The 21,753-nt window shown below is 42.7% G+C and carries 12 protein-coding genes and 2 pseudogenes; 6 read left to right on the top strand and 8 right to left on the bottom strand.

Going from position 1 to position 21,753, the window contains the following annotated elements; translation table 11 throughout:
• Positions 1-314: 314 nt before the first annotated feature.
• A complete protein-coding gene (locus tag EGC80_RS18465; protein WP_101031997.1) occupies positions 315-1,061 on the bottom strand; it encodes an HAD-IIA family hydrolase in 747 nt (248 codons plus the stop codon).
• Between the two features lie 423 nt (positions 1,062-1,484).
• Here EGC80_RS18465 and EGC80_RS18460 point away from each other — a divergent pair, with 423 nt between their 5' ends.
• From EGC80_RS18460 to EGC80_RS18450, 3 genes are all read left to right on the top strand, one after another.
• Positions 1,485-8,525: a SpvB/TcaC N-terminal domain-containing protein gene (locus tag EGC80_RS18460; protein WP_124693506.1), complete on the top strand. Its 7,041-nt coding sequence runs from the start codon at positions 1,485-1,487 to the stop codon at positions 8,523-8,525.
• 391 nt (positions 8,526-8,916) lie between these two features.
• Positions 8,917-9,522: a hypothetical protein gene (locus EGC80_RS18455; protein WP_124011701.1), complete on the top strand. Its 606-nt coding sequence runs from the start codon at positions 8,917-8,919 to the stop codon at positions 9,520-9,522.
• Positions 9,523-9,602: 80 nt separating this feature from the next.
• Positions 9,603-10,580 carry a transposase gene (locus EGC80_RS18450; RefSeq protein ID WP_124011700.1) on the top strand — a complete coding sequence of 326 codons (978 nt, stop codon included), beginning with the start codon at positions 9,603-9,605 and terminating at the stop codon, positions 10,578-10,580.
• 377 nt (positions 10,581-10,957) lie between these two features.
• Here EGC80_RS18450 and ltrA read toward each other — a convergent pair whose 3' ends face one another.
• Entirely contained in the window at positions 10,958-12,430 is a 1,473-nt protein-coding gene (gene ltrA / locus EGC80_RS18445; RefSeq protein WP_124693505.1) for a group II intron reverse transcriptase/maturase, read from the bottom strand.
• Between the two features lie 1,089 nt (positions 12,431-13,519).
• Here ltrA and EGC80_RS18440 point away from each other — a divergent pair.
• The gene (locus EGC80_RS18440; RefSeq protein WP_124011698.1) at positions 13,520-13,786 is read left to right on the top strand and encodes a YihD family protein; all 267 of its coding nucleotides are present in this window, start codon (positions 13,520-13,522) and stop codon (positions 13,784-13,786) included.
• Positions 13,787-14,158: 372 nt separating this feature from the next.
• Here EGC80_RS18440 and EGC80_RS18435 read toward each other — a convergent pair.
• Positions 14,159-14,591, bottom strand: a pseudogene (locus tag EGC80_RS18435) (transposase); the annotation flags it as partial.
• Here EGC80_RS18435 and EGC80_RS18430 point away from each other — a divergent pair.
• Positions 14,592-14,846: pseudogene (locus EGC80_RS18430) on the top strand (IS4 family transposase); the annotation flags it as partial.
• Between the two features lie 404 nt (positions 14,847-15,250).
• Positions 15,251-16,135 (top strand): hypothetical protein, encoded by an 885-nt coding sequence (locus EGC80_RS18425; RefSeq protein WP_124011697.1) that lies wholly within the window; start codon positions 15,251-15,253, stop codon positions 16,133-16,135.
• Between the two features lie 79 nt (positions 16,136-16,214).
• On the opposite strand, the gene EGC80_RS18420 is transcribed toward EGC80_RS18425, so the two are convergent.
• From EGC80_RS18420 to pdsR, 5 genes are all read right to left on the bottom strand, one after another.
• The gene (locus tag EGC80_RS18420; RefSeq protein ID WP_124011696.1) at positions 16,215-16,478 is read right to left on the bottom strand and encodes a hypothetical protein; all 264 of its coding nucleotides are present in this window, start codon (positions 16,476-16,478) and stop codon (positions 16,215-16,217) included.
• Between the two features lie 338 nt (positions 16,479-16,816).
• Positions 16,817-17,242 carry a hypothetical protein gene (locus tag EGC80_RS18415; protein ID WP_101031983.1) on the bottom strand — a complete coding sequence of 142 codons (426 nt, stop codon included), beginning with the start codon at positions 17,240-17,242 and terminating at the stop codon, positions 16,817-16,819.
• Between the two features lie 173 nt (positions 17,243-17,415).
• Entirely contained in the window at positions 17,416-18,606 is a 1,191-nt protein-coding gene (locus EGC80_RS18410) for a cystathionine beta-lyase (RefSeq protein WP_124011695.1), read from the bottom strand.
• 165 nt (positions 18,607-18,771) lie between these two features.
• Positions 18,772-20,943 (bottom strand): proteobacterial dedicated sortase system histidine kinase, encoded by a 2,172-nt coding sequence (gene pdsS, locus EGC80_RS18405; protein WP_124011694.1) that lies wholly within the window; start codon positions 20,941-20,943, stop codon positions 18,772-18,774.
• A 3-nt stretch (positions 20,944-20,946) separates the two neighbouring features.
• Positions 20,947-21,636, bottom strand: coding sequence for a proteobacterial dedicated sortase system response regulator (pdsR, locus tag EGC80_RS18400; protein ID WP_101031980.1), 690 nt, complete (start codon positions 21,634-21,636; stop codon positions 20,947-20,949).
• Positions 21,637-21,753 lie beyond the last annotated feature (117 nt).

The raw sequence follows: 21,753 nt of genomic DNA, 5'->3' as shown, positions 1-21,753 counted from the left end.
GTCCTGTTATTATTATTTATTGTTATTTCAGACAAGCATAATGGGGCAAGCCAGTGCCTGAAAACAAGGTCGCTGGCTTGGAATTGTGTTACCTAATGTAAATTGTGTCGTTGACACTTATCTTATTAACTATTTGATCTTGTTGACGTGAATCAATAGTGCTTAAGCGATATTGGACGTTTTACTCCCGCAATCATATGAGTACTATTCTATATTAAAGGGTTTACCTTGCGATAAAATAGTGTATCGCGTATCAGTATCGAGCATTAATTTAATGGCGAGACAATCAAACTGTCACTCAGTAAAGATATCGATTAAACGACATCAATATCGGCCGCGCATGCAAACACGTGATTAGGTCTAAAAGGTTCTTTGTCAATATCAATCATTTGGCTCACGCCACTGGTGACCAAAATGGTTTCAAGTCCTGCTTGAAAGCCTGCGAGAATATCGGTTTGCATGTTGTCGCCAATAATTACGGTGTTTTCAGAGTGCCCCTGAATATGATTCAAGGCTGAGCGAATAATCCACGAGCTTGGTTTACCCACATAAAATGGCATTTTACCTGTGATACGTTCAATCGCTGCGCATAACGCGCCACATGCAGGGCTAAAGTCTGCGCCATGAGTATCTGGATTGGTGGCAATAAAGCGTGCGCCGCCAGCAACAAAGCGAGATGCTTTATGGATCATGTCCCAGTTGTAAGCGCGGGTTTCACCGACAATAACAAAATCTGGGTTAATATCGGTTATGGTGAAACCTGCGTTGTACAACTCATGGGTAAGTGCACCTTCGCCAATCACAAAGGCTTTATTGCCGGTTTGGTGTTTAAGAAAGTCGGCAGTGGCCATAGCTGAAGTGTAAAAGCAACTTTCTGGCACATTAATGCCTGCCGCGCCGAGACGGTTTTGTAAGTCTTTACCGGTTTGGACCGGATAATTGGTGAGGATGACCAGCGGGTTGCCTTGTTCAAGCACACGGTGAATAAACTTGTCACTTCCGGGAATGAGCTTGTTGTCGTGCAGTAATACACCATCAATGTCGCAAATAATATTTTTCATTCAATGATTTCTTCCTTCAAATACAACCTCTGTATATCTAATGCTCATTCAGGTGAGAAAACAATGATTAAATCCAAAAAAGGGCTGTTTAGAGTTTGATTTAACACCTTGTGAGCTTTTTGTTGCCGATAGATTGCCGCTTAGCGTTTATTCGGTCATCGTGTTAACCGAGTCCACGGGTTGTTTAACGCTATGGCCTACGGCCACTAACGTTGTGGCGGCATGGTCAACGCTGTTCCTTACATCATAATGATATTTCCCATATCCATATGGGTCAGATGCTAATGAACAATCTGTACCGCGGAAGCTAGCCTGACTCTGATAGGTAGGATGCCTTGAAGCACATGGTCAATGATTTTCCCGACATCATAATGACATTACCAATATCCATATAGGTCGGGCGGCAGTGGTGCCAACCGAACGGTGAATGTGATACCCGCGGCGAACCAATCCGGTAGCGCAACGATCACTATTACCGTATCCGATGGCAGTTTAAGTTACACCCGCACATTTGTTGTGACAGTCAATGCGGTGAATGACGCCCCCACCATTAGCAATATCAGCAACCGCAGTATCAATGAAGACAGCAATACGGGCATTATTGCCTTTACCATAGGTGATGCTGAAACGGCCGCAGGTTCGTTGTCAGTGAGTCGCAGTTCAAGCAATACGGCACTCGTTCCGACCGCCAATGTGATATTGGGCGGCAGTGGTGCCAACCGTACGGTGAGTGTGACACCCGTGGCGAACCAAGCTGGAAAATCGACTATTAGTATTACCGTATCCGATGGCAGTTTAAGCAGTACTGTTGCATTCGTTGTGACAGTCAATGCCGTCGATGATCTTCCTATTGTCAGCTTAACGCCAATTCCTGACTTATATGAATCACAATCTTTATTTGTAACGGCAAGTGCATCTGATAATGATAGCGATATTAGTGCAGTAGAGTTTTCAATAGATAACTCCGCTTGGTATCCCGACACAAGCTCACCCTACAACTATGATTTTGGAATGCAGGCAATTGGAATACATCAGGTCAACGTTAGAGCTAAGAGTTCAACCAATCAATATTCATCGATAAGCACAGCGTCATTCAATGTCCTTTCTGTAGCGTTAGTTGATATTAATGAGATATCTGATGCAGCGAACAGTCCCGTATCACCAGAGCAAAGCGACTTAGTGGGTGAAATAAAAGGTAATGCCGGCGTTGATGGCGGTGCATTTTCTTATTCAGTGCCTTTGACTATTGCTCCAGGTCGTAAGGGCGTTCAACCTAGCTTATCGCTAAACTACAACAGTCAATCTGGTGAAGGAATTGCCGGCATGGGCTGGAGTTTATCAGCCAATTCTAGCATTTCCCGCTGTTCTAATATTTATGATCTAGATGACTCAACGATTAATAGCACTTTTAGTGTAGACGATAAAATTTGTTACAACGGTAGTCGCTTAGTGGCAGTATCTCCGACTAATGGCGGTTCTGTTGGGCAATACGGCACCTCTGGCACCTATTATCAAACCGAGCGCGATGGTTCTGTTATTGTGCAACAATTAGGTGGCGGACTAAATAGCAGCAGTGTTTACTTTGTTGCTTCTGAAGTGAATGGTACTCAACATTTATTGGGTCAATCAAGTAACAGTCGTATTGTCCCCGTAGGATTAAACCTTGCTTCTACTTGGCTGCAAGATACCACCCGCGATACTCACAGCAATGAAATTAGTTATCAATACGATGAAGCCTCTGCAGGTAATCGCTATCTTCTTGATATTTTCTACACTGGTTATGAAGGTGTTTTAGGGACTCGAAATATTCACTTTGATTACAAAAAAATACCTAGCTCTAAAAGTTATCAATGGGGAGGTTATAGTGTTAATGACAGGCAGTTGATGAGCATTTCAATGAACATTGAAGGGCAAGAGAAAGCAACTTGGAGATTGAATTATCAAACCCCGACTACCTCTTTAAATGATGCAGCGATATTAGATAATTTACAGTATTGCGATACAGGCAATAACGATTGTTTAACAACCGAGTTTGGTTGGTTTTACCGTCAATATAAGCATAATTTACAAACTAATCATGCATTAGCCAATATTATAGATAATTATACAATCGGATTAAAAGTAAAGCAGGATGCTGACTATGATGGTGACGGCGTGACCGATTTATCGGTCCCATTAGACGGTATATATCTATCTCGCACAGGAAATAAGATTACTTATCAAGATTTGCCTGACATTAGCAGCCGCCAATGGGCAGGTGATTTGAATGGTGATGATTTACCTAGTTCAAATGAAGAAAGCATAAATGTCATAAGCGGCACTATCGATTATGATTTAGATGGTGCAGACGATTTTGTTTATACCAATAGTGCATCTAAGCTTGTTTTTAGCAGTTTTAACGCTGATGGCAGCCTTAAAAGCTCGTATACATCAGGGGTTAGTGCGACTTGTTATGCCACGATTTATCGTGACATTGGGGATAAATATTGTACAAGCCATGCCGTCGACATTAATGGCGATGGGCGTAAAGATATTTTACTGGCGACCAACAAGCAAACTGGCTCAGGTAATAATATTATCACCTACAAAGCCTATTTACGCAGCGATTCAGGTTCAGATTTTGTCGAAAAAGGCACTTTCACTGCCGAGGCCAAAGAACCGCTTATTCCGATGGATGTGGATGGCGATGGTGTTGTTGATTTGGCGCCAAGCCAATTTCACAAGTCATTAAAATGGTACAAGGTTGGGTTTAACCCAGACTCAAATACGGTCTCATTTATTGAGAAAAATATCACTTTTAACGTCAACGTTGATATCGTTCATCGCACAAGACCGAGTCGGTGGGTGGACTTAAACGGTGATGGACTCAGCGATATCTTGACGTTGCATAAGGTGAACAGCACCGACAGCTTTTACACCCGCTATATCATTTTCAATAAAGGCAATGGTTTATTTGAAGCACCTCTAAATACAGGTATAAAAGAGCTTGCATTTAGTGGCGGCAACGGCAGTTTTGCTAAGGACCCAACTTATGGTGGTTCTGCTGGTTATGTACACGAAAATTTCATTCAATTTATTGATTATAATGGCGATGGTCGCCAAGATATTTTATACCCTGATTACTCTCGCAAAAAATACCTCTATGAGTGTTGGAATTGGACTTCTAATGAATCATGTGGAGCCGTTGATGGGGGAAATGCACCTAAATTCTATGACCATGATGTCTGGTATTGGAATGTGTTGCTCACCAATCCTGATGGCAAATCTTTTACTGATGTCCAGTTACCTATTTATGGTGCGTTGGCTACGCTGTCCCCTATCGATTTAACGGGTGACGGCAGAGTTGATTTTATCTCAGGAATGGGATTTGAGTCAGACGCCACAAAACGCACCTGGTTTTACGGCTCCAAACAAGGCGGTAAACCTAGCTCTTATCCCGTCGGATTTGCCCTGTTTGCGCATGTGAATACTCAAGACACGGTAGTGAAGAGTATCAAAACGGGAATGGGTGAAAAATTACAGCTTGATTATACGCAACTTAAAAATATTTACCCTCAGCCTGAGACGACCGAATATCCTTACGTAAATTTCACTAATACCATGCGAGTTGTTGTTACATTAAAAGAAGATAATGGTTTAAATGGGGTTAACAAAACGGAATACAGTTATAAAAATGCTCGCTTCCATTTAGCTGGTCGAGGTTTTCAGGGTTTTAGTGACATTATTGAAACCAATACTGATGCTCAAAATCTGCATACATTAACGACTGAAACCATGTTCTCACAAACCTTCCCTTGGTCAGGGACTGTGTTGAAAAAAACCGTTAAGGACGGTCAACAAAATATACTAAGTGAATATCAAGTTGACAAACGTGATGACAAATTTGAACTTGTCCCTAGTGAATTGGAATATCTCAATGGAATTGTTAATAAAAATGGTGGCAAAAGTTGGTGTTTCTATCCTAAAAATACAACGAGCGTAACGAAATCTATTGACCCAAACACCATTGTGACGACGGTGAAAAACTCGCAAGAAAAAAACCGTTTTTGTCAAACGACGTTATCGTCAACTACAACGGTTGATAGCACCATAGAACATAACAAAAGCAGTACACAGGATTATACCGATTTAGCGGGTTGGTCTATGCCTACAGCCTCAGAAACCAACCAGTCGGTTGCCTATACAGTAGCTCATGAAAGTGTAATTTTAAACCCTGCTAATACAGCGACAAGCCAAAAAACGACGCACATTTATAACGATAATACACAAGAGTTGATCAGCAGCATAATTGAAGGCACCGGTACTTTAAAAGGGGTTGCCACCACTACGACTTTTAGCGACTATGACCAGTACGGTAATGCAAGCAAAGTGAGTGTGGGTGATAGATACAATCAAGTCGCCATGACTAATGATGGTTATTTTGTCTATAAAACCTTTAATGCCCAATGGCCGGGCGTTGCCGTGACAACCAATACCTATGACCCACTAACCGGTCAGATGCTGACATCTGTCGATATGAATGGGGTGACTACAGCTAATCAAGTTAACTTTATTGGCGTACCGCAAAGCTCATCTGTCACCAAAGGCAATATTGTTATTCAACCCACAAGTTATCTTTCTCTACAATGGGAAACGGGTAACTATGCCTATAAGCAAACCATGCAAGCTGATGGTCAACCACAAGCCGTTACCTATTTAGACAGCCTTGGTCGTCCTGTAAAGCAGGTATCAGATGGTTTTGAAGGCGAAATCACTAGCGAAACCGCGTATGACGCAAGAGGGAATATTGTTAGTGAAACTAAGCCAACAGAGGATTACGGCACCCAAAATACGACACAATTTCAAGGTTATGATGCGTTAGGGCGGCCCGCACGTAAGATTTACAATGACGGCATGGTCAGCTACCAGTCAGAATATGACTACCTAGACGGTATAACGACAAACATTCGTGTCACAGGTGGGTTGAATGCGTCGATGAGTCGCAGCTATAACAGCCTCGGCCAGTTATTAAGCACTACAGATGCAAAAGGTAATAAAAGCTATTTTGCCTATAATGCCGCAGGTTTGCCTGTATTAATCCAAGATGTGCTGGGCAGTCAAATAACCGCCCGCTATGATGATTTAGGCAGCAAGGCATGGTTTAACGACCCGAACATGGGAATATGGAGCTTTACTTATAATCAATATGGCGAGCTTATAACCCAAAAAGATGCGCGCAATATCACCACCACATTTAGCTATGACAAAGCCGGTCGTCAAACGAGTCAGGCTGGGCAACAAGCCAGAAGTTGGGTATATGATAACGTTGTGGGTAGCGGTAAGTTATACCAAGCAAAAGTCGATGGGCATATTCAAACCCATAGCTATGATACCGCTGGGCGCATTAAGCAAACACTTACGGCTATTGGTAGCTTAAGCTTCACTGAAAAATATGCCTATGACTCGCAATTTGGCCGTATCAAAGCCATGCAGTATCCTAGCGGCGAGCATGTAGCTTATCGTTTTGACGACAATGGTTATTTAATCGAAGACTACCAACGTTTTACTGATGGTTCCGAGCAATCACTGCGCATAATCGATGAGTACAGCGCCTTTGGTAGTATTAATCAACAAACGTTCAGTAACCATTATGTTCAACAGTTTAGCCGTAATTTGGCCGGTTCACCGACGAGTATCTGTACCAGTTCTTCTGCTGGGTGCAGTACTATCGGGGTGCAATACTTAAATTATGATTATGATGGAATGGGTAATTTAGCCTTTCAACATAATGTGATTACCCAGTTCAAAGAAAGCTACAACTATGACGAGCTCATGCGGGTTGATGACTCAACTAAAACGTACAAAGGTATCTCCTATGCTGCGGTTAATTATGATTATGACGCCGCAGGTAATATCCTTGTTAAAGGCGATTACGGCAGTCAGTATCTTTACGGTATTGTAGGCAAAGGTGCTGGCGGTAATGCAGGCCCTAACGCCATTAGGCAGTTTATCCGTGGTGGTACAAAAACCTTTACCTATGACAATAACGGTAACAGGCTCACGGGTGATGGCGTAACGTTAACCTATAACGACCAAAACAAGCCGTTAACGGTTGACCGCAATAATGTAAAAAGCACATTCAGTTACGATGCGAATGGTAATCGCTATAAACAGGTTAAACAGCAAAGCGGTAGTGTGGTATCGACCACGTATTATGTGGGCAGTTTTGAGCGTGAAGTGACCCTAAGCAGTACGGTAGATAAAACCTACATTGGTGACCACACCATTAAGATGAAAGCCCATGTGGGCAGCTTAGGTAATCAATCACCGTTCCAGCATGTACTGCGCGACCATTTAGGCAGTGTTGATACCTTGATGGATGCTAAAACCGGAGCAGTATTACAGCACCGTGGTTATGATGTATTTGGTCGTCCAAGAGACATTGCATCAGGTAATGCGTTACTATCTGGTACTAATTGGCAAGGTGTCACTAAGGGCTACACAGACCATGAGCATTTGATTGACCAAGAGCTCATTCACATGAACGGGCGGATTTACGATTTTAACATCGGTCGTTTTTTAAGTGTTGACCCGTTTTTGCAGTTCCCAGAGAATAGTCAAAGCGCTAACCCGTATTCGTATATTTTGAATAACCCGATGAGCGGGGTTGACCCGACTGGGTATAGATCTGAAGAATTAGACGAGGTTATATCAGGTAAGGCGTTTGAGAAGCTTGAGAAAGATGAAAGTGGGAATCTCTATGTGACAGCTGATGGGGAAACTTATAAATTAACTTCAGTTTCAAATGGCGAGAAGAACTTTTCCATATCATTCGACGGTAATGGTGGCGGTACCGCGCAAGTTGGTAAGGTGTCTGGGGCAGTTAACCTGCATAAAGGAAATAGTAGTACCAATGTAAATCAATCCCTCATCTCCTCAGCGGAAGATGGTTTCAACAGCTTCTTAAATTCAGCTACCGAAACGATTAAGTCATCAGATTTATACAAAGATAATGAAATGTTAATTAACTTCATCGCTGATGAGGGGGGTAATGTTTTATTGAGGACAGGTCAAACCGTAGGTGGAGCAGGTCAGGTTTTTCTTGGCGGTGCTATTTGCTATGTAAGCGGAGGGTTGGCTTGTGCAGGGGGTGCTGTAATAGCAGCAAAAGGTGGGGACAATATATACTCAGGGCTATCAGGCAAGCAGTCTGTATCAGAAAATCTACTTCAAAGAGCTACAGGAAGTAAAACCACTGGCACGTTAATCAATGCCGGTTTGGATATAGGTACGTCGGCTGTTGGGCTGATGAGGGCAGCACCAAAGATTCACGAGCTAGGGCAACCCATGAGGCATCTAATGAGAAAAGACCCAACCCTGACTGAGGCATCATTTAGACAGGCAACCACTACAGCCTTAACTGTGGAAGCTGCAACAGCAACGGCGACAGTGGCCGATACGCTTATGAAGCTCAAGCAAAACTAAAGGAGAAAATATGATACTTCTAATGATGATTATTGCCGCAGTAGCTCTTAGGTTTATACTACCCAAATTCAAGGGTAAAAAGTCTTATTATCTGCTGTGTTATTTGGGCGCGACAGCACCTTTGCTTCTCCTAATAACTGAAGTAATTCCTAAAGGTGCTATGAGTGTCATTGTTGCAGGTTTTTGCTTATTTTATTTTGCAATCCTTTCCGGTAGGGGTAGCAAGGACCACAAACGCCTTTAAGCACTCCAAAGGTGCAAAATAATAATTAAGACACCCAAGATTGTTGACTCTATCGGGGTGCAATACTTAAATTATAAAATAATAATTAAGACACCCAAGATTGTTGACTCTATCGGGGTGCAATACTTAAATTATGATTATGATGGGATGGGTAACTTAGCCTTTCAACACAATGTGATTACCCAGTTCAAAGAAAGCTACAACTATGACGAGCTCATGCGGGTTGATGACTCAACTAAAACGTACAAAGGTATCTCCTATGCTGCGGTTAATTATGATTATGACGCCGCAGGTAATATCCTTGTTAAAGGCGATTACGGCAGTCAGTATCTTTACGGTATTGTAGGCAAAGGTGCTGGCGGTAATGCAGGCCCTAACGCCATTAGGCAGTTTATCCGTGGTGGTACAAAAACCTTTACCTATGACAATAACGGTAACCGGCTCACGGGTGATGGCGTAACGTTAACCTATAACGACCAAAACAAGCCGTTAACGGTTGACCGCAATAATGTAAAAAGTACATTCAGTTACGATGCGAATGGTAACCGCTATAAACAGGTTAAACAGCAAAGTGGTAGTGTGGTATCGACCACGTATTATGTGGGCAGTTTTGAGCGTGAAGTGACCTTAAGCAGTACGGTAGATAAAACCTACATTGGTGACCACACCATTAAGATGAAAGCCCATGTGGGCAGCTTAGGTAATCAATCACCGTTCCAGCACGTACTGCGCGACCATTTAGGCAGTGGTTAAATATGGCCACCCACTCTAATTGGCGAAATATTCAACAGTGAGCTAGGCTTTATTTACCTTTTTAAAAACGGTACTTGAAGATGGCCAGACCAAGACAAACCCTCGTGAGTTTAGAAGATACGCCTTACTATCACTGTTGTTCGCGTGTGGTGCGTAAGGCATTTTTATGTGGTTTTGATAAATCCACTGGTGAGAACTTTGAGCATCGGCGTGAGTGGGTTGATTCACGCATTCTTGAGTTAGCGACCATCTTTGCTATTGATATCTGTGCTTATGTCGTGATGAGTAACCATTTGCATGTAGTGTTGAAAATCGATGCTGACAAAGTAAAACAGTGGTCAGATAAAGACGTGCTCACTCAATGGCACAAAGGCTTTAAAGGTACGTTACTCACGCACAAATACTTAAAAGAAGAAGACCTTAACTCATTTGAACTTCAAACGGTTAATGAATGCATTACTGAATACCGTAAACGCTTAATTGATATCAGTTGGTTTATGCGTTCTTTAAGTGAGCCAATTGCTAGAATGGCCAATAAAGAAGATAAGTGTACAGGTCGCTTCTGGGAAGGGCGCTTTAAATCCCAGGCGTTACTCGGCGAAGCAGCCGTTCTGAGCTGTATGGCTTATGTTGATTTAAACCCTATTAGAGCCAAAATGGCCACCACACCAGAAGCCTCAAACTACACCAGCATTCAACGCCGAATTAACTCAGCAATAAAAGGTGAACAACCAGCAGAGTTATTGCCTTTTGTGGGGAATGAGCGTTTAAACATGCCTAAAGGCCTGATGTTCAGTGTTAAAGACTATATTGTGTTGGTGGAAGATACCGGGCGAATTATTCGAGAGGATAAACGGGGTGCCATTTGTGCAAGTAGCCAAGCTATTCTTAATAGACTGAATATTCCTGCTGAAAACTGGTTAAAAATCACCACAGAGTTTGGGGTATTATTCAAAGGTGCGGTAGGGGCTTTGCCTGCATTAACAGAATATTGCGAACATTTAGACCGAAAACGACGACAAGGCGTAGCCAACTGCCAACGCTGGTTGTGTGCCTAAGCAACAATTACTTAATCCCACAAAACCATCTTCCACTTGATTGATATCAAGCTTTTCTGCTCTTTTAAATCGACCATATTACTGATGGATTGGCCATCGAGTGCTAATTTGTTAAATCATCCAAAGATTCAACATACAAGTGGTCTAGTTAAGCTGGCTACTTAATTAGAGGCTAACCACAACTGTCTTCCTGGTATTTTGCAACTTAGCCATACTTACCGTAATGTGAACGATAGAGTTTTGAACATTAACTCTAAGAAGCTTTTGTCGGATAGGCGGCACTTGTTACCAAGTACCGCCCTCCTAAGAACCGTACATGCAACTTTCACTGCATACGGCTCAAGCCTCCACTAAGGCGTGTTCTGTTACCCAGCACCCTATATAGCAGCCAAGACAGGATCAAACCAAGAGTTTCTGCTTTCCTTTACCCGCTTGCGCTTACCTAAGTAAACTTCATATTCTGGGTCGTAAGGCGTCGCTGCACTCCTGATTTTCACATGTCTTTTTATCGGCGTTTGAGCTATCTGAACCAGATTAAAATGGCAGTCCATGTTGGCAATCTTCTGCCAGCCGTGGAATTGCCACCCACCTATGCGATTCATGTAGTATTTTCGACGTACCCAGTCTTTGCTTTTCGTGGGGTGACGCCTTACCGCCCATCGCCATAAAAGCCAGAAAAGTTGATGGCCTACATAACCGAAAACTTGCTTTGCAACACTGTGGCGATAATAGTTCGCCCATCCTCTCAGTTTCGGATTCAATATTTTGATTAAATCATTAACAGGTATTGTGGGATGTTTTCTGATGAATTCACGTAGATTGCTCAAAAATAATAGAACGTTGCTCTTGCTCGGTTTAATGAGCAGTTTGCCTTTGTACTTCCTGATATTGAATCCCAGAAAGTCAAAACCATCATTGATATGAGTAATGTGTGTTTTCTCATCAGAGAGTGTTAAGCCCCTTTCCTGTAGAAAGCCAATGAGTTGCGGCTTGATTTCATTAACTAGGACTTCTTGCGAAGAACCTGTGATGACAAAATCGTCTGCGTATCCGATAAAGTTGACTCTATTCCCTGTTTTACAGGCAATAGACTTAACCAACTGTTCTAACCCAGCCAGCGTGAGCAACATCAGCGTTGGGGAGATTATCCCACCTTGTGGTGTTCCTTCAGCTGTTTTATAGAACAATCCTTTATCAATATAACCACATCCAAGCCATTGTTTCAGCATTCGTTTATCTAATTGAATGTTGTCGATAAGCCATTGATGACCAATCTTATCGAAACAGGCTTTGATGTCACCCTCAAGAACCCATTGGCTAGAGCGCTTCATACATAAACATTTGAAGCACTGTGCAATTGCATCTGCTGCGCTTCGATTAGGTCGAAAGCCATAGCTATTGAGGTCGGCTACCGTTTCCGAAATAGGCTCCAAAGCGAGAAGATGAAGCGCTTGCTGCGCTCTATCTATCATGCAGGGTATGCCTAAAGGTCTGAGTTTGCCGTTTTTCTTGGGGATGTAGATACGCCTGAGCGGTTTGGCATGATAGCCTTTTCGACTCAGTTGATTCACCGCAGTCATACAACGAGCATCAGTGTTCCAAATGATGCCGTCAATTCCTGGTGTTTTGCTGCCTTTATTTTGAGAAACTCTTTTAACAGCAAGCAATTTTGCTGATGTAGAGTGGGTGAGTATCCACTGCAATGCTTTCGACTTACCGTGTTTACCTTCTCGGGTTGCTTTTGCAATGCGCATTTGAAGCTTTAATACATGTTGCTTAACAGCCTTCCAGTTAATGGATTGCCATTGAGTGCTGTCAGAAGAGGCACTAACTTCGTTTGAAGCCATCATTTGCGTTTCTCCTTGAATAAAGTTCTTCAAATCATCTTGCAACGGGAGACCAGCTAGAAGTCAGCTCGCTTTCGCGCCAGATAACAACCTGTATCCATATCATTACAATGCGGCATTTGCTTTTTCTAGCCTCCTTTACCTGCATTACTATCGGCAGTCTTCGCAGACCACTTTCCCAAAGGGAGCAATACAGGCTTACCCTGTTCCGTATGTCACGCAACGTCAGGTTAGATGCCCACTATAGTGCGGAGAGCGTATCGATCACGAAAGAATACTGGACAATTTCTTTCCAACTCTCATTGCCATTTTGGCCACAGCGTATAAACCACTTCCGCTGTTTCTCGTATAACGCACCTTACATGGATTCACTTACGTTCATCATACTGACACCCTAGCACTTACCCGATTTGTGGTTATCAGGAAGAACATCCTCTCACGATTCTGTTCCCATTCGGCAAAAGCCGAATATCGTTACATTGTCAGACTCGCTGCTTTATTCAGAGTCTTAGGGGCACCTGGTGATACAGATGGTTCACTCTTATCGCGGTGAACAGCGCTTCATACGACCTCAGGTCGCACGTCCAACAACGAGTTAGCCTTACTTGAAAATGGTGAAACTCAACTCTGAACTTGAGGCCGTTGAAGAAAATAGCGTGAGCTGGCCATGGCCTTTCCCGCACATCCATGTGCTTCAAGGCATTCAGACATCCCGTCTATCAGATGCCCGCTAGCTTTCGCGGTACAGGATGTACCATCGGAAGTGTTAGCATTTTCGAATAAGGCCGAAGACGGTTACAGATGAAGTCAAAAGCTAATAAATCCCCGTGGCGACGTTTTCGCTGTTTGAAAATGTTGCGGTGCGGCTGGGAGTTCCAAGAGGGAACAGCCGTTGGTTTCCTATTTGAAACATGGCCATATATGGCTATGTATTTACTTATTGGTCTATTAATCCTTGCAGAACAAGCTATTAAACAATAAATAGCAAGAACATAATTGTTAATAGGCTGTCGTTATTTATTACAAAACCTTTCCTAGGTGTTTTTCTCGAAATTTGATACTTTAGATAATGAATTAAAAACGGAGAGTCTTATGAAGTGTCACCGTGTTGATGAACTTATCGAGTTAATGCATCCTGAATGGCAAAAAGATTCGGATCTGAGCTTAATGCAATTCATTATTAAACTATCCAAAGAAGCTGGATATAAAGATGCTATCGAAAAACTAACGGATGATGTTCTCATCTATCACTTAAAAATGCGCAACAGCCCAAAAGATGAAATGATTCCAGGGCTAGCAAAAGATCAGGTGGATGACTTCAAAACGGCCTTACTCAAGGCTAGAGGTATAATTGAATAAAAAGTTACACTTTTATAGCAATATTACACTGTAAATTTGAGGCGTGTAGTTAAGTGGCCAATCTTATGTAGTTATCCACTATATTAATGATTCATACAAATAAGGATAGGCCGCGCGAAGCCGTGTCCTTATCGCAAGTGTTGAACAAGCCCGAACACTTGCGATGTTACTCTTTATTAAGTAAATAACAGATCGAGATTACGTTCTGTTTGAAGTGACAGTTATTGGGCTTTTTTTCTTGAGCCAGCACGTCCCCTTAGCACTATTGCTAATCATTTAAAGAATATAAAGATCAGTGTATTGAGCTAATTTATCCTTAGTATCCGTTAAGTCATTTCCTAAGCCATCATTTTCAGTGTTAGGTGATGGGTATTAACTGTGTTGGTCGTTTTGTATGCCCATAAAGCGCATAGATTGATGGCAACATGGACAACTGCGTGTCGCTAATCTGCGCTTTACCTCGGTCAATATTGGAAATGTCGCACCAGCAATCGCCAACATAAGCTGTATCTGTAACCTGAGCTTCTTGGCGATACCTCTGAACCATCCACTGTTTGTAACAATAGTCCCGCACTCGTCGTAATCCCTTAGGTAAAGTAGGTTGGAGCACTAACCATAGAAAGTCAGTGGTAGGTAACGTGCGTATTTTTGTAGACTTAGTTTGATGTCTTGATACTCAAAGCTGACTTGTCCATCGACATTACTAATGATGTTTTTTGTCGGGAAGTACGCCGCGATAAAGTTAGCGCGATAGATATTGTAGCGCTGGTAAGTCTTTGCCCACATGCTGGCAGTCTGCCACCCACTAAAAATGAATGAGAGTGGCTCAAGGATTATGCATAAACTAAGCGTTCTACTACTCATCGCCTGTCTATTTCAATTTATGTTGTATTTGCTAGGATTGGCAGTCAAAGCGGCTGATAAGCATAGGTAATACCAAGCGAATTCGATCAAACATCGTAATGTTTTATCAAACTAATTTATAGGAATAAGAGCCTACAGAGATAGGCATTTGAAGCTGCTGAAGTCTCACTGGCTAACAGGGATCAAGATGCTATAAGATTTAATCAAGGATCCACAAACATGCTGTTAAATTCGTGGGGATCCCTCAGGGTCAGGGTAGACTTTATTTCCAGCCCTTAATCTGATAGTCATAAAGGCCTCTCTTTTTCCCAAAACTGACAAAAGTAATGACATTTCATCTGCTGTTACTGACAGGGTTAGTACATATCAGATTGGCATGCTTTCCCAATACAAATCATCACGTTAAAAGGTTAGTTTAAACTCGTTTATTTCCAAAAAAACGCGTTTAAAAGTGATTTAATTGATCATGTCTGTCGACAGCGGTTAGCGCTATTGCAAAGTAGTCATTTTATTCATAACTTGGTATGGTTCAGTTGGGCTTAAAGGTTTTTTTATAGCTAGTTTTTATAGATAGTTTATTACAGGAAATGTGGATATTAAATGATTGATGCAGTTTGTACTTATGGTGGTGAAAGGCACACTTTCTCAATTTTGAAATTTCAGGCGTTACCTGAAACTGACATTGAACAATTTAGGCAATTTTTAGAATGCCCTGAGTGCAAAGGCAAAGCGTATTATCGTAAGAGAAGCTCAGACGGTAAAGCGGCGTGTTTTGGTTCTCGATATCATATTGTAGGATGCGATGAAGGCTCGCCATCAACGCAGCGGGAGCGGGAAGTTAGCCATAGTCTTGAAGTGAATCAAATTATTGCGGGCGCTGATGTAATTAGTATTGATTTCCTATTATCAAAGTCGATCAAAAAAGCTAAAGACAAGCTAAGCACCTATAATAAAAGCACCGCTGAGCAAACCACTGCCTCAGTACTTAATCCTAAAGTAAATCCTAAGCCTGACATTAGCAGTCGAATAGACGCTGAAGAAAAACCGAAAAGTAATATCAAGAGGTTAGGCTTAGAGAAAATACTCAACAGCCTAATGCGGGGTAGCGATTTAGCCCAGTCTAGTACCTTGATTGAGCTTGATGTTGGTTATACATTCAAAGCCAAAAATTTGTTTGTTAACTTTGCCGATGCCGAACCCAGTGACAGCGTAAAACAGGCTAAACCTAAAATGTACTGGGGCACCATTTCCCATCTAGACAAAGAGCTTGATTGGTTAAACCCATCTGATTGCAACGATGTAGGCATACCTTTGTCTAAATATAAATCAACAATATTATCCCACTTTAACATATCCGAACCAAGGCAACTGGAAGGCGCTGGGATTATTGTATTTGGTAAATGTTTTTGGAATGCCAAGAAGACGCGCAAAATAATCGAGCTGTGGAATGCTGAGCGGATATTTATTTCAGTATTAGAGGAGTAATGTAGTAAAACTTTATTTTCACCCTTCCTTTATCTTTTTTATCCTATCTTCATCAAAAAAAAGCTCGGCAAGCTTGCCGTCACACCACTAAGTGTTGCTGACAAAAGTGAATCAACTTATTGATGAATGAGTTGTTGTTATGTCCGGTCACGTTTACAGGTTTAGCCTCTGGCATATTGTGTTGACCTTTTAGTCTATCTTCTCTTATTTGACGTCGGTCATCGGCGCGGTTAGCGACTTGTGCAAAATGTTGTCTCTGCGCTAATGTCATGCTGGCCATAAAGCTGCGAAAGGGCACTTTTGGCGTAGCAGCAGCTAGATTGGTTTTGGGTGAACTGCACATACTGATTCACTTCGGCTAAATGACTATTGGGTGCTTAATAGACCGAGCTGAGGGGATTATATTTCACTTGATGATGACCATGTTCTGTTGAGTCGCTATTGCTTATACATTGGGTTCAGAGATTGGTTCTGTGATTGGGTGAGAGGTTTTTGACACCTAATTATAGCGATTGCGCGCAAACATTGTCATTCTGTTTTTTTTAGCCCGATACAGACAATCAACAATCAACAATCGATAACCGACAATAAAAAAGCCCAGAATCGCAACGACTCAGGGCTCTAGAGTAATGATCATACTTACCGGCTACAGCTAGTTACTGTGTATTGACTCGGCAGAGGCTAGATCCGCGCCATACGCTTAAGCAATAACAACCACAATATAGGCAGCAGTAAGATATAGAAAAACAATGCTTTGGCGCCGATATCACCATAAAACAGTGTGTTGTTAACAAATCTTACAATGCCCATAGGATCCCATGGCATGTAATGGCTATTGCCGTGCAAAAACATCGTGGCTACAATCATAATTGTGATGGCAATCCATTGTCTTGCAGGCTCATAGCTGCGCACCACAAAGGTTGGAATTAACGCGGCTAGGCCAATGCCAACAAAGTTTTGCGCTAAGTGCATTGCGGTAGGATATTGACTGCTATTTAACCACCATAATAAGTTGCCGGCAGCGGACTGGCCTATTGCCAATATAGTCAACGCATAGTAGCCAATGCTAATACACAGACTAAATAGTACTAATTTGATAAAATTCATTTAATTCCTTTAACACCCACATTCCATAAGATATTGTTGTCGTTATTTATACACTATCAATACACTATCAATACAGTAGGTTAGCAGGATAATAGACTGTTTGATAAGCGCTTATTATCTCGACGCTATTATCTCGACGCTATCATCCCAAAACTATTATCTCGAAACTTAAGCTACAGATTAATTACTGCATTATAGCGGTCAAATGCAGCGTCTAAATCGGCAATCAAGTCGTCGGCATCTTCTAGCCCAATATGCAGTCTTATCAAGGGTTTGCTACTATCCCATTGGGTGGCGGTGCGAATCTTGTTAATGCCGAATATGCCTAAAATTAAGCTTTCGAAACCGCCCCATGAAAAGCCCATTTTAAAATGGTCCATATTTTCAACAAAAGCAGTCACTGACGCTAAGTCGCCTTGTTTTAGCACAAATGAGAATAGGCCATTGCCACCACTAAAGTCGCGCTTAAAAAACGCGTGGCCAGGACAAGTATCAAACGCAGGGTGACGCACGTGATCCACTTCTGGGCGAGAGGCCAACCAGTTTGCCACTTTTAGGGCATTTTTATCATGCTGTGCCATACGAACCCCTAAGGTACGTAAACCGCGAGCGGCTAAATAGACGTCATCAGGTGAGGTGGTTTGGCCCATTACATAACTGTTTTCACGTAGCTGTGGCCAGTATTGTTCATTGGCTGTGGCGGTGCCCATCATCACATCGGAATGGCCAACAATATACTTGGTGGCTGCTTGAATGGAGATGTCGACACCCATATCAAATGGGCGAGAGTTAATCGGTGATGCCCAGGTATTGTCTAGCATCACAATAATATTATGTTGGTGGGCGATGCGGCTGAGCGTAGGCACATCTTGCACTTCCATGGTGATTGAGCCCGGTGATTCTAGAAATAATACTTTGGTATTTGGGCGGATTAAATCACTAATGCCTTCGCCAATCATGGGGTCGTAATAGGTGGTTTCGATGCCAAACCCTGCCAGCATTTTGTTGCATAAATCGCGAGTGGGTTCGTAAGCCGTGTCAGCCATTAATAAGTGGTCGCCACTTTTTAAGAATGATAATAATGCGCTGCTAATAGCGGCTGTACCAGAAGGGTACAAAGCGGTGCCTGCGCCGCCTTCAAGTTCGCTTATGGCTTGTTGAAACGAAAAGTGGGTTGGGGTACCACGACGACCATAAAACATTTCGCCATTGGTTTTGTTTTTAATCGCAAAGCGCATCTCGTCCATAGTGTCGAACACCACGGTTGAGGCACGAAAAACCGGTGGGTTAATAATGCCTTTAGTGAATTTTTTATCACGACCTAGGCTAACAATTTTGGTCGCTAATTTATCGTCTTTACTCATATCGTTATTTCCATTTTTTAGCAGCGTCTATGGTATGTGCTTTAGCTAATATTTATTAACCAAATATCAATGACATGGATAAATGCGCTGCGGTGAGCGGTTTGCGATTGATTGTCATCCTAGCACCAACGAGCACATTTAATAGCGCCTAAATGCTGAGGTTGATTATTTTTCATCACTTAGCGGTAAACTGAGGCACATTTCGACCCCTTCGATGCCATCCTCTATGATGTTGGTTGCTTTAATGGTGCCATGATGGAAGTCGGTTACCAATCTCGCAATATACAGTCCTAAGCCTAAATGGGGCTTGCCATTAATGCCTTGAGGCCTGATTGACACCATAGATTCAAAAATTTGGCTGTTCATGTCTTTGGGCAGTAAAGGGCCAATATTACTGACTTTTAATATCGCTTGTTTTTGATATTGGCTCAGACTGACGGTGATGGCGCTATCGGGTTGGTGAAACTCAATCGCGTTGTTGATCAGTTTATCCATTAATTGGGCAATGTATTCAGCTACGCCATCGCAAAACATGGCTTTATCTTCAATGTGGACGCTAAAGCGTTGGTCTGGGTAAGTGATCTGATAACCTTGGATGCAACCGCTGATGACTTTTTTTAATGAAAAACGACAATTTTCTGCTTGAGTTAAACTGGCTTCTAGACGGGTTGCTTCACTTAAATTATTTAAAATAAGGTGCAATCGGCTCACGCCTTCTTGCGCACGATTAACGTACTTTTGTGATTGCTCGTCAAGTTGCTGCAAGCCTAAATGTTCAAGCGAGCTACGTACTACGGCAACGGGGGTGCGCAGTTCGTGTGACAAGCGTGACGACATGTTTTCTAAATAATGAGTGTATTGACCTAAGCGGCTGACAATACTTGAAAAGCTGCGTGACAAGTCGCCAATTTCATCGCGGTTCTTTGATGCCACAATTTGTTGTCTTACTCGGCCTTGGCTGTCGATAGCTAATTCGGCCTGGTCGCGCAGACGACGAATGCGGCTTGAAATGCTCGAGGCAAAGATAAACAAGGCTAATGTGCCCATACTCATCACGGTCAAAATGACGTTAAACAGCTTTTCCAGCGCGCGATTACGTAAACTACGAATACCGTGTGTGGTTTCTTCTGCTATCACCACTCCCATCACTTTATCGTCAATCCAGATAGGACTAGCCGCCGCCAGTACCACGGCTTTATTGTCTGGGGTTAGGCGCCATGTTGAGCCTTGTTTACCGCTTAAGGCTTTTTCAATGTGGCTACCAGTGAGCTCGGTTGAGTCTTGCAGTGAATCAATAAAATTTTGCGGTGGACGAGTCAATATTTTGTAGTAAAGCGGCAATATGTATTGCTGTTTAAAATGCAGCCAAAGTGAGTCTGGTTGATTGACGTTAAGGTCATCGGCCCAGGTGTTAGATGATGAACGAATATCGCCCGATTTTGCCAATACGCGGCCATGATTGTCGACCACCCAGATCCGTGAGCTGTTATGGCTCATGCCTTTAATGATTTTTTCAATTTCAGGAGAGGGCACTAATACCGTGCCTAAACTGGCGACTGAATCGGTGGCGGATGTGCCAATAACATTGACCAGTTGACGGGTGTTAGCATCGTTAACATTATGAATCGCAAACCCTAATTTACTGCCAACCATATCGAGTGGCAGTCTAAATTCGATATTGTAACCTTTGTTTGTTGTTAGCCATTGGCCTTGAATGCGGACTTCTGGGCTGACGGGCATCGATTGGCTGGGATCGGCGGGTAATTCAAATGCGCTTAGCCAACCACTTTTACTATTGGCAATGATATAGCGTCTGAACTGACCATCGGGTGATTGAGTTGCCATCACTAAGTGATCATTTCTATCAATCCGCAAACTATTACGACTACGAAAAATCAGGCTTTGGTCACTGACGTTAAAAAATCCATAGAGATAACCGCCATATTTTCCCACCATGTGAGTAAAATTAATCTCAATAGGGTCGGCTTCATTATGTTGATAAATAACATGTTCATCAGAGTAGTTAAGGGTGCGATGTTGATATAAATCCCAGTCAGCTAGTTTGCCATCGAGTTGAATAGGACCTGCGAGAGGGTAGGCATATAAGTCGCGACCTTTTTCAACTTGGTTTAAAAAGCTGGCTTGGTTGTCAAATAACTTAGGCCGTTCATGCAGGGCAGTCGCAAGGGCTTGGGTGGTGCCTTCGAGTGTTTTTTCTTGACCATAACGGAGGTACTTTTCCATTTCCCATACATATTCATACCCAAGCCATGGTAGGCAGAGTAAAAACAGCGATAAAATGACGACTTTGGCACGCAGCCCTATCGGTAAATTCATCTGTTAGATATTGTCCCAGCGGTAACCCATGCCATAAACGGTATCGATACAGTCAAACTCAGGGTCGATGGCGATAAACTTTTTTCGAATGCGTTTAACGTGTGAGGTAATGGTGCTGTCGTCGACGTAAATTTTGGCTTCTTGCATTAAATCTTGCCGGCTACGCACATGGCCTGGGTGTTTTGCCATTGCGTGAACCATCCAAAATTCGGTGACCGTCAGTTCTATCGGTTGCGACTTCCAATATACCTGAATACGGTTGCCATCAATGGTGAGGTGACCGCGCTCGAGTAAGTTGTCTTCAACTAGGCTTGAACCGATCAATTCAGAACGGCGAAATAGGGCTGCAATACGGGCCATTAAATGAGGGAAGCTGACCTCTTTTGATAAGTAGTCGTCGGCGCCTAAACGTAGGCCGCAAACGGTGTCAAAGTCACTGTCTCTAGCGGTTAAAAAGATAATCGGTAAGCTGCTCGACATCGCGCGTAATGCTTGGCATAGGGTAAAACCGCCGTCAATTTCATGCTCTAAACCAATATCAATAATGGCTAAGTCTGGTAAACGTGCATTAAAGGCGAGCATGGCTGCTGGCCGATTTGCATAGGCTTGCACGCTATACCCTTGCAGTTGCAGGACATCTTTGTAATTTTCGCGGATAGCGGTTTCGTCTTCAACAATGGCAATTCGTTTCATGAGTTGATTTCAATCAATAAGCTGGTAAATGGATACAGTGCTGACTATACAGGATTTTATCGACCAAAAAAGCCGTCAGCGGCAATTGCCATATTGTTGCCACATTTGATCGCCACA

This window comes from Shewanella psychromarinicola (assembly GCF_003855155.1).
GTDB lineage: Bacteria > Pseudomonadota > Gammaproteobacteria > Enterobacterales > Shewanellaceae > Shewanella > Shewanella psychromarinicola.
Note: the sequence above shows the minus strand (reverse complement) of the source record. Positions and strands in the feature narration are given on the sequence as shown.

Excerpts from the sequence above, each read along its gene's own strand:
- EGC80_RS18465 (WP_101031997.1), bottom strand. The coding sequence starts at position 1,061 with ATGAAAAATATTATTTGCGACATTGATGGTGTATTACTGCACGACAAC.
- EGC80_RS18455 (WP_124011701.1), top strand. The coding sequence starts at position 8,917 with ATGGGTAACTTAGCCTTTCAACACAATGTGATTACCCAGTTCAAAGAA.
- EGC80_RS18450 (WP_124011700.1), top strand. The coding sequence starts at position 9,603 with ATGGCCAGACCAAGACAAACCCTCGTGAGTTTAGAAGATACGCCTTAC.
- ltrA (WP_124693505.1), bottom strand. The coding sequence starts at position 12,430 with ATGATGGCTTCAAACGAAGTTAGTGCCTCTTCTGACAGCACTCAATGG.
- EGC80_RS18440 (WP_124011698.1), top strand. The coding sequence starts at position 13,520 with ATGAAGTGTCACCGTGTTGATGAACTTATCGAGTTAATGCATCCTGAA.
- EGC80_RS18425 (WP_124011697.1), top strand. The coding sequence starts at position 15,251 with ATGATTGATGCAGTTTGTACTTATGGTGGTGAAAGGCACACTTTCTCA.
- EGC80_RS18420 (WP_124011696.1), bottom strand. The coding sequence starts at position 16,478 with ATGTGCAGTTCACCCAAAACCAATCTAGCTGCTGCTACGCCAAAAGTG.
- EGC80_RS18415 (WP_101031983.1), bottom strand. The coding sequence starts at position 17,242 with ATGAATTTTATCAAATTAGTACTATTTAGTCTGTGTATTAGCATTGGC.
- EGC80_RS18410 (WP_124011695.1), bottom strand. The coding sequence starts at position 18,606 with ATGAGTAAAGACGATAAATTAGCGACCAAAATTGTTAGCCTAGGTCGT.
- pdsS (WP_124011694.1), bottom strand. The coding sequence starts at position 20,943 with ATGAATTTACCGATAGGGCTGCGTGCCAAAGTCGTCATTTTATCGCTG.
- pdsR (WP_101031980.1), bottom strand. The coding sequence starts at position 21,636 with ATGAAACGAATTGCCATTGTTGAAGACGAAACCGCTATCCGCGAAAAT.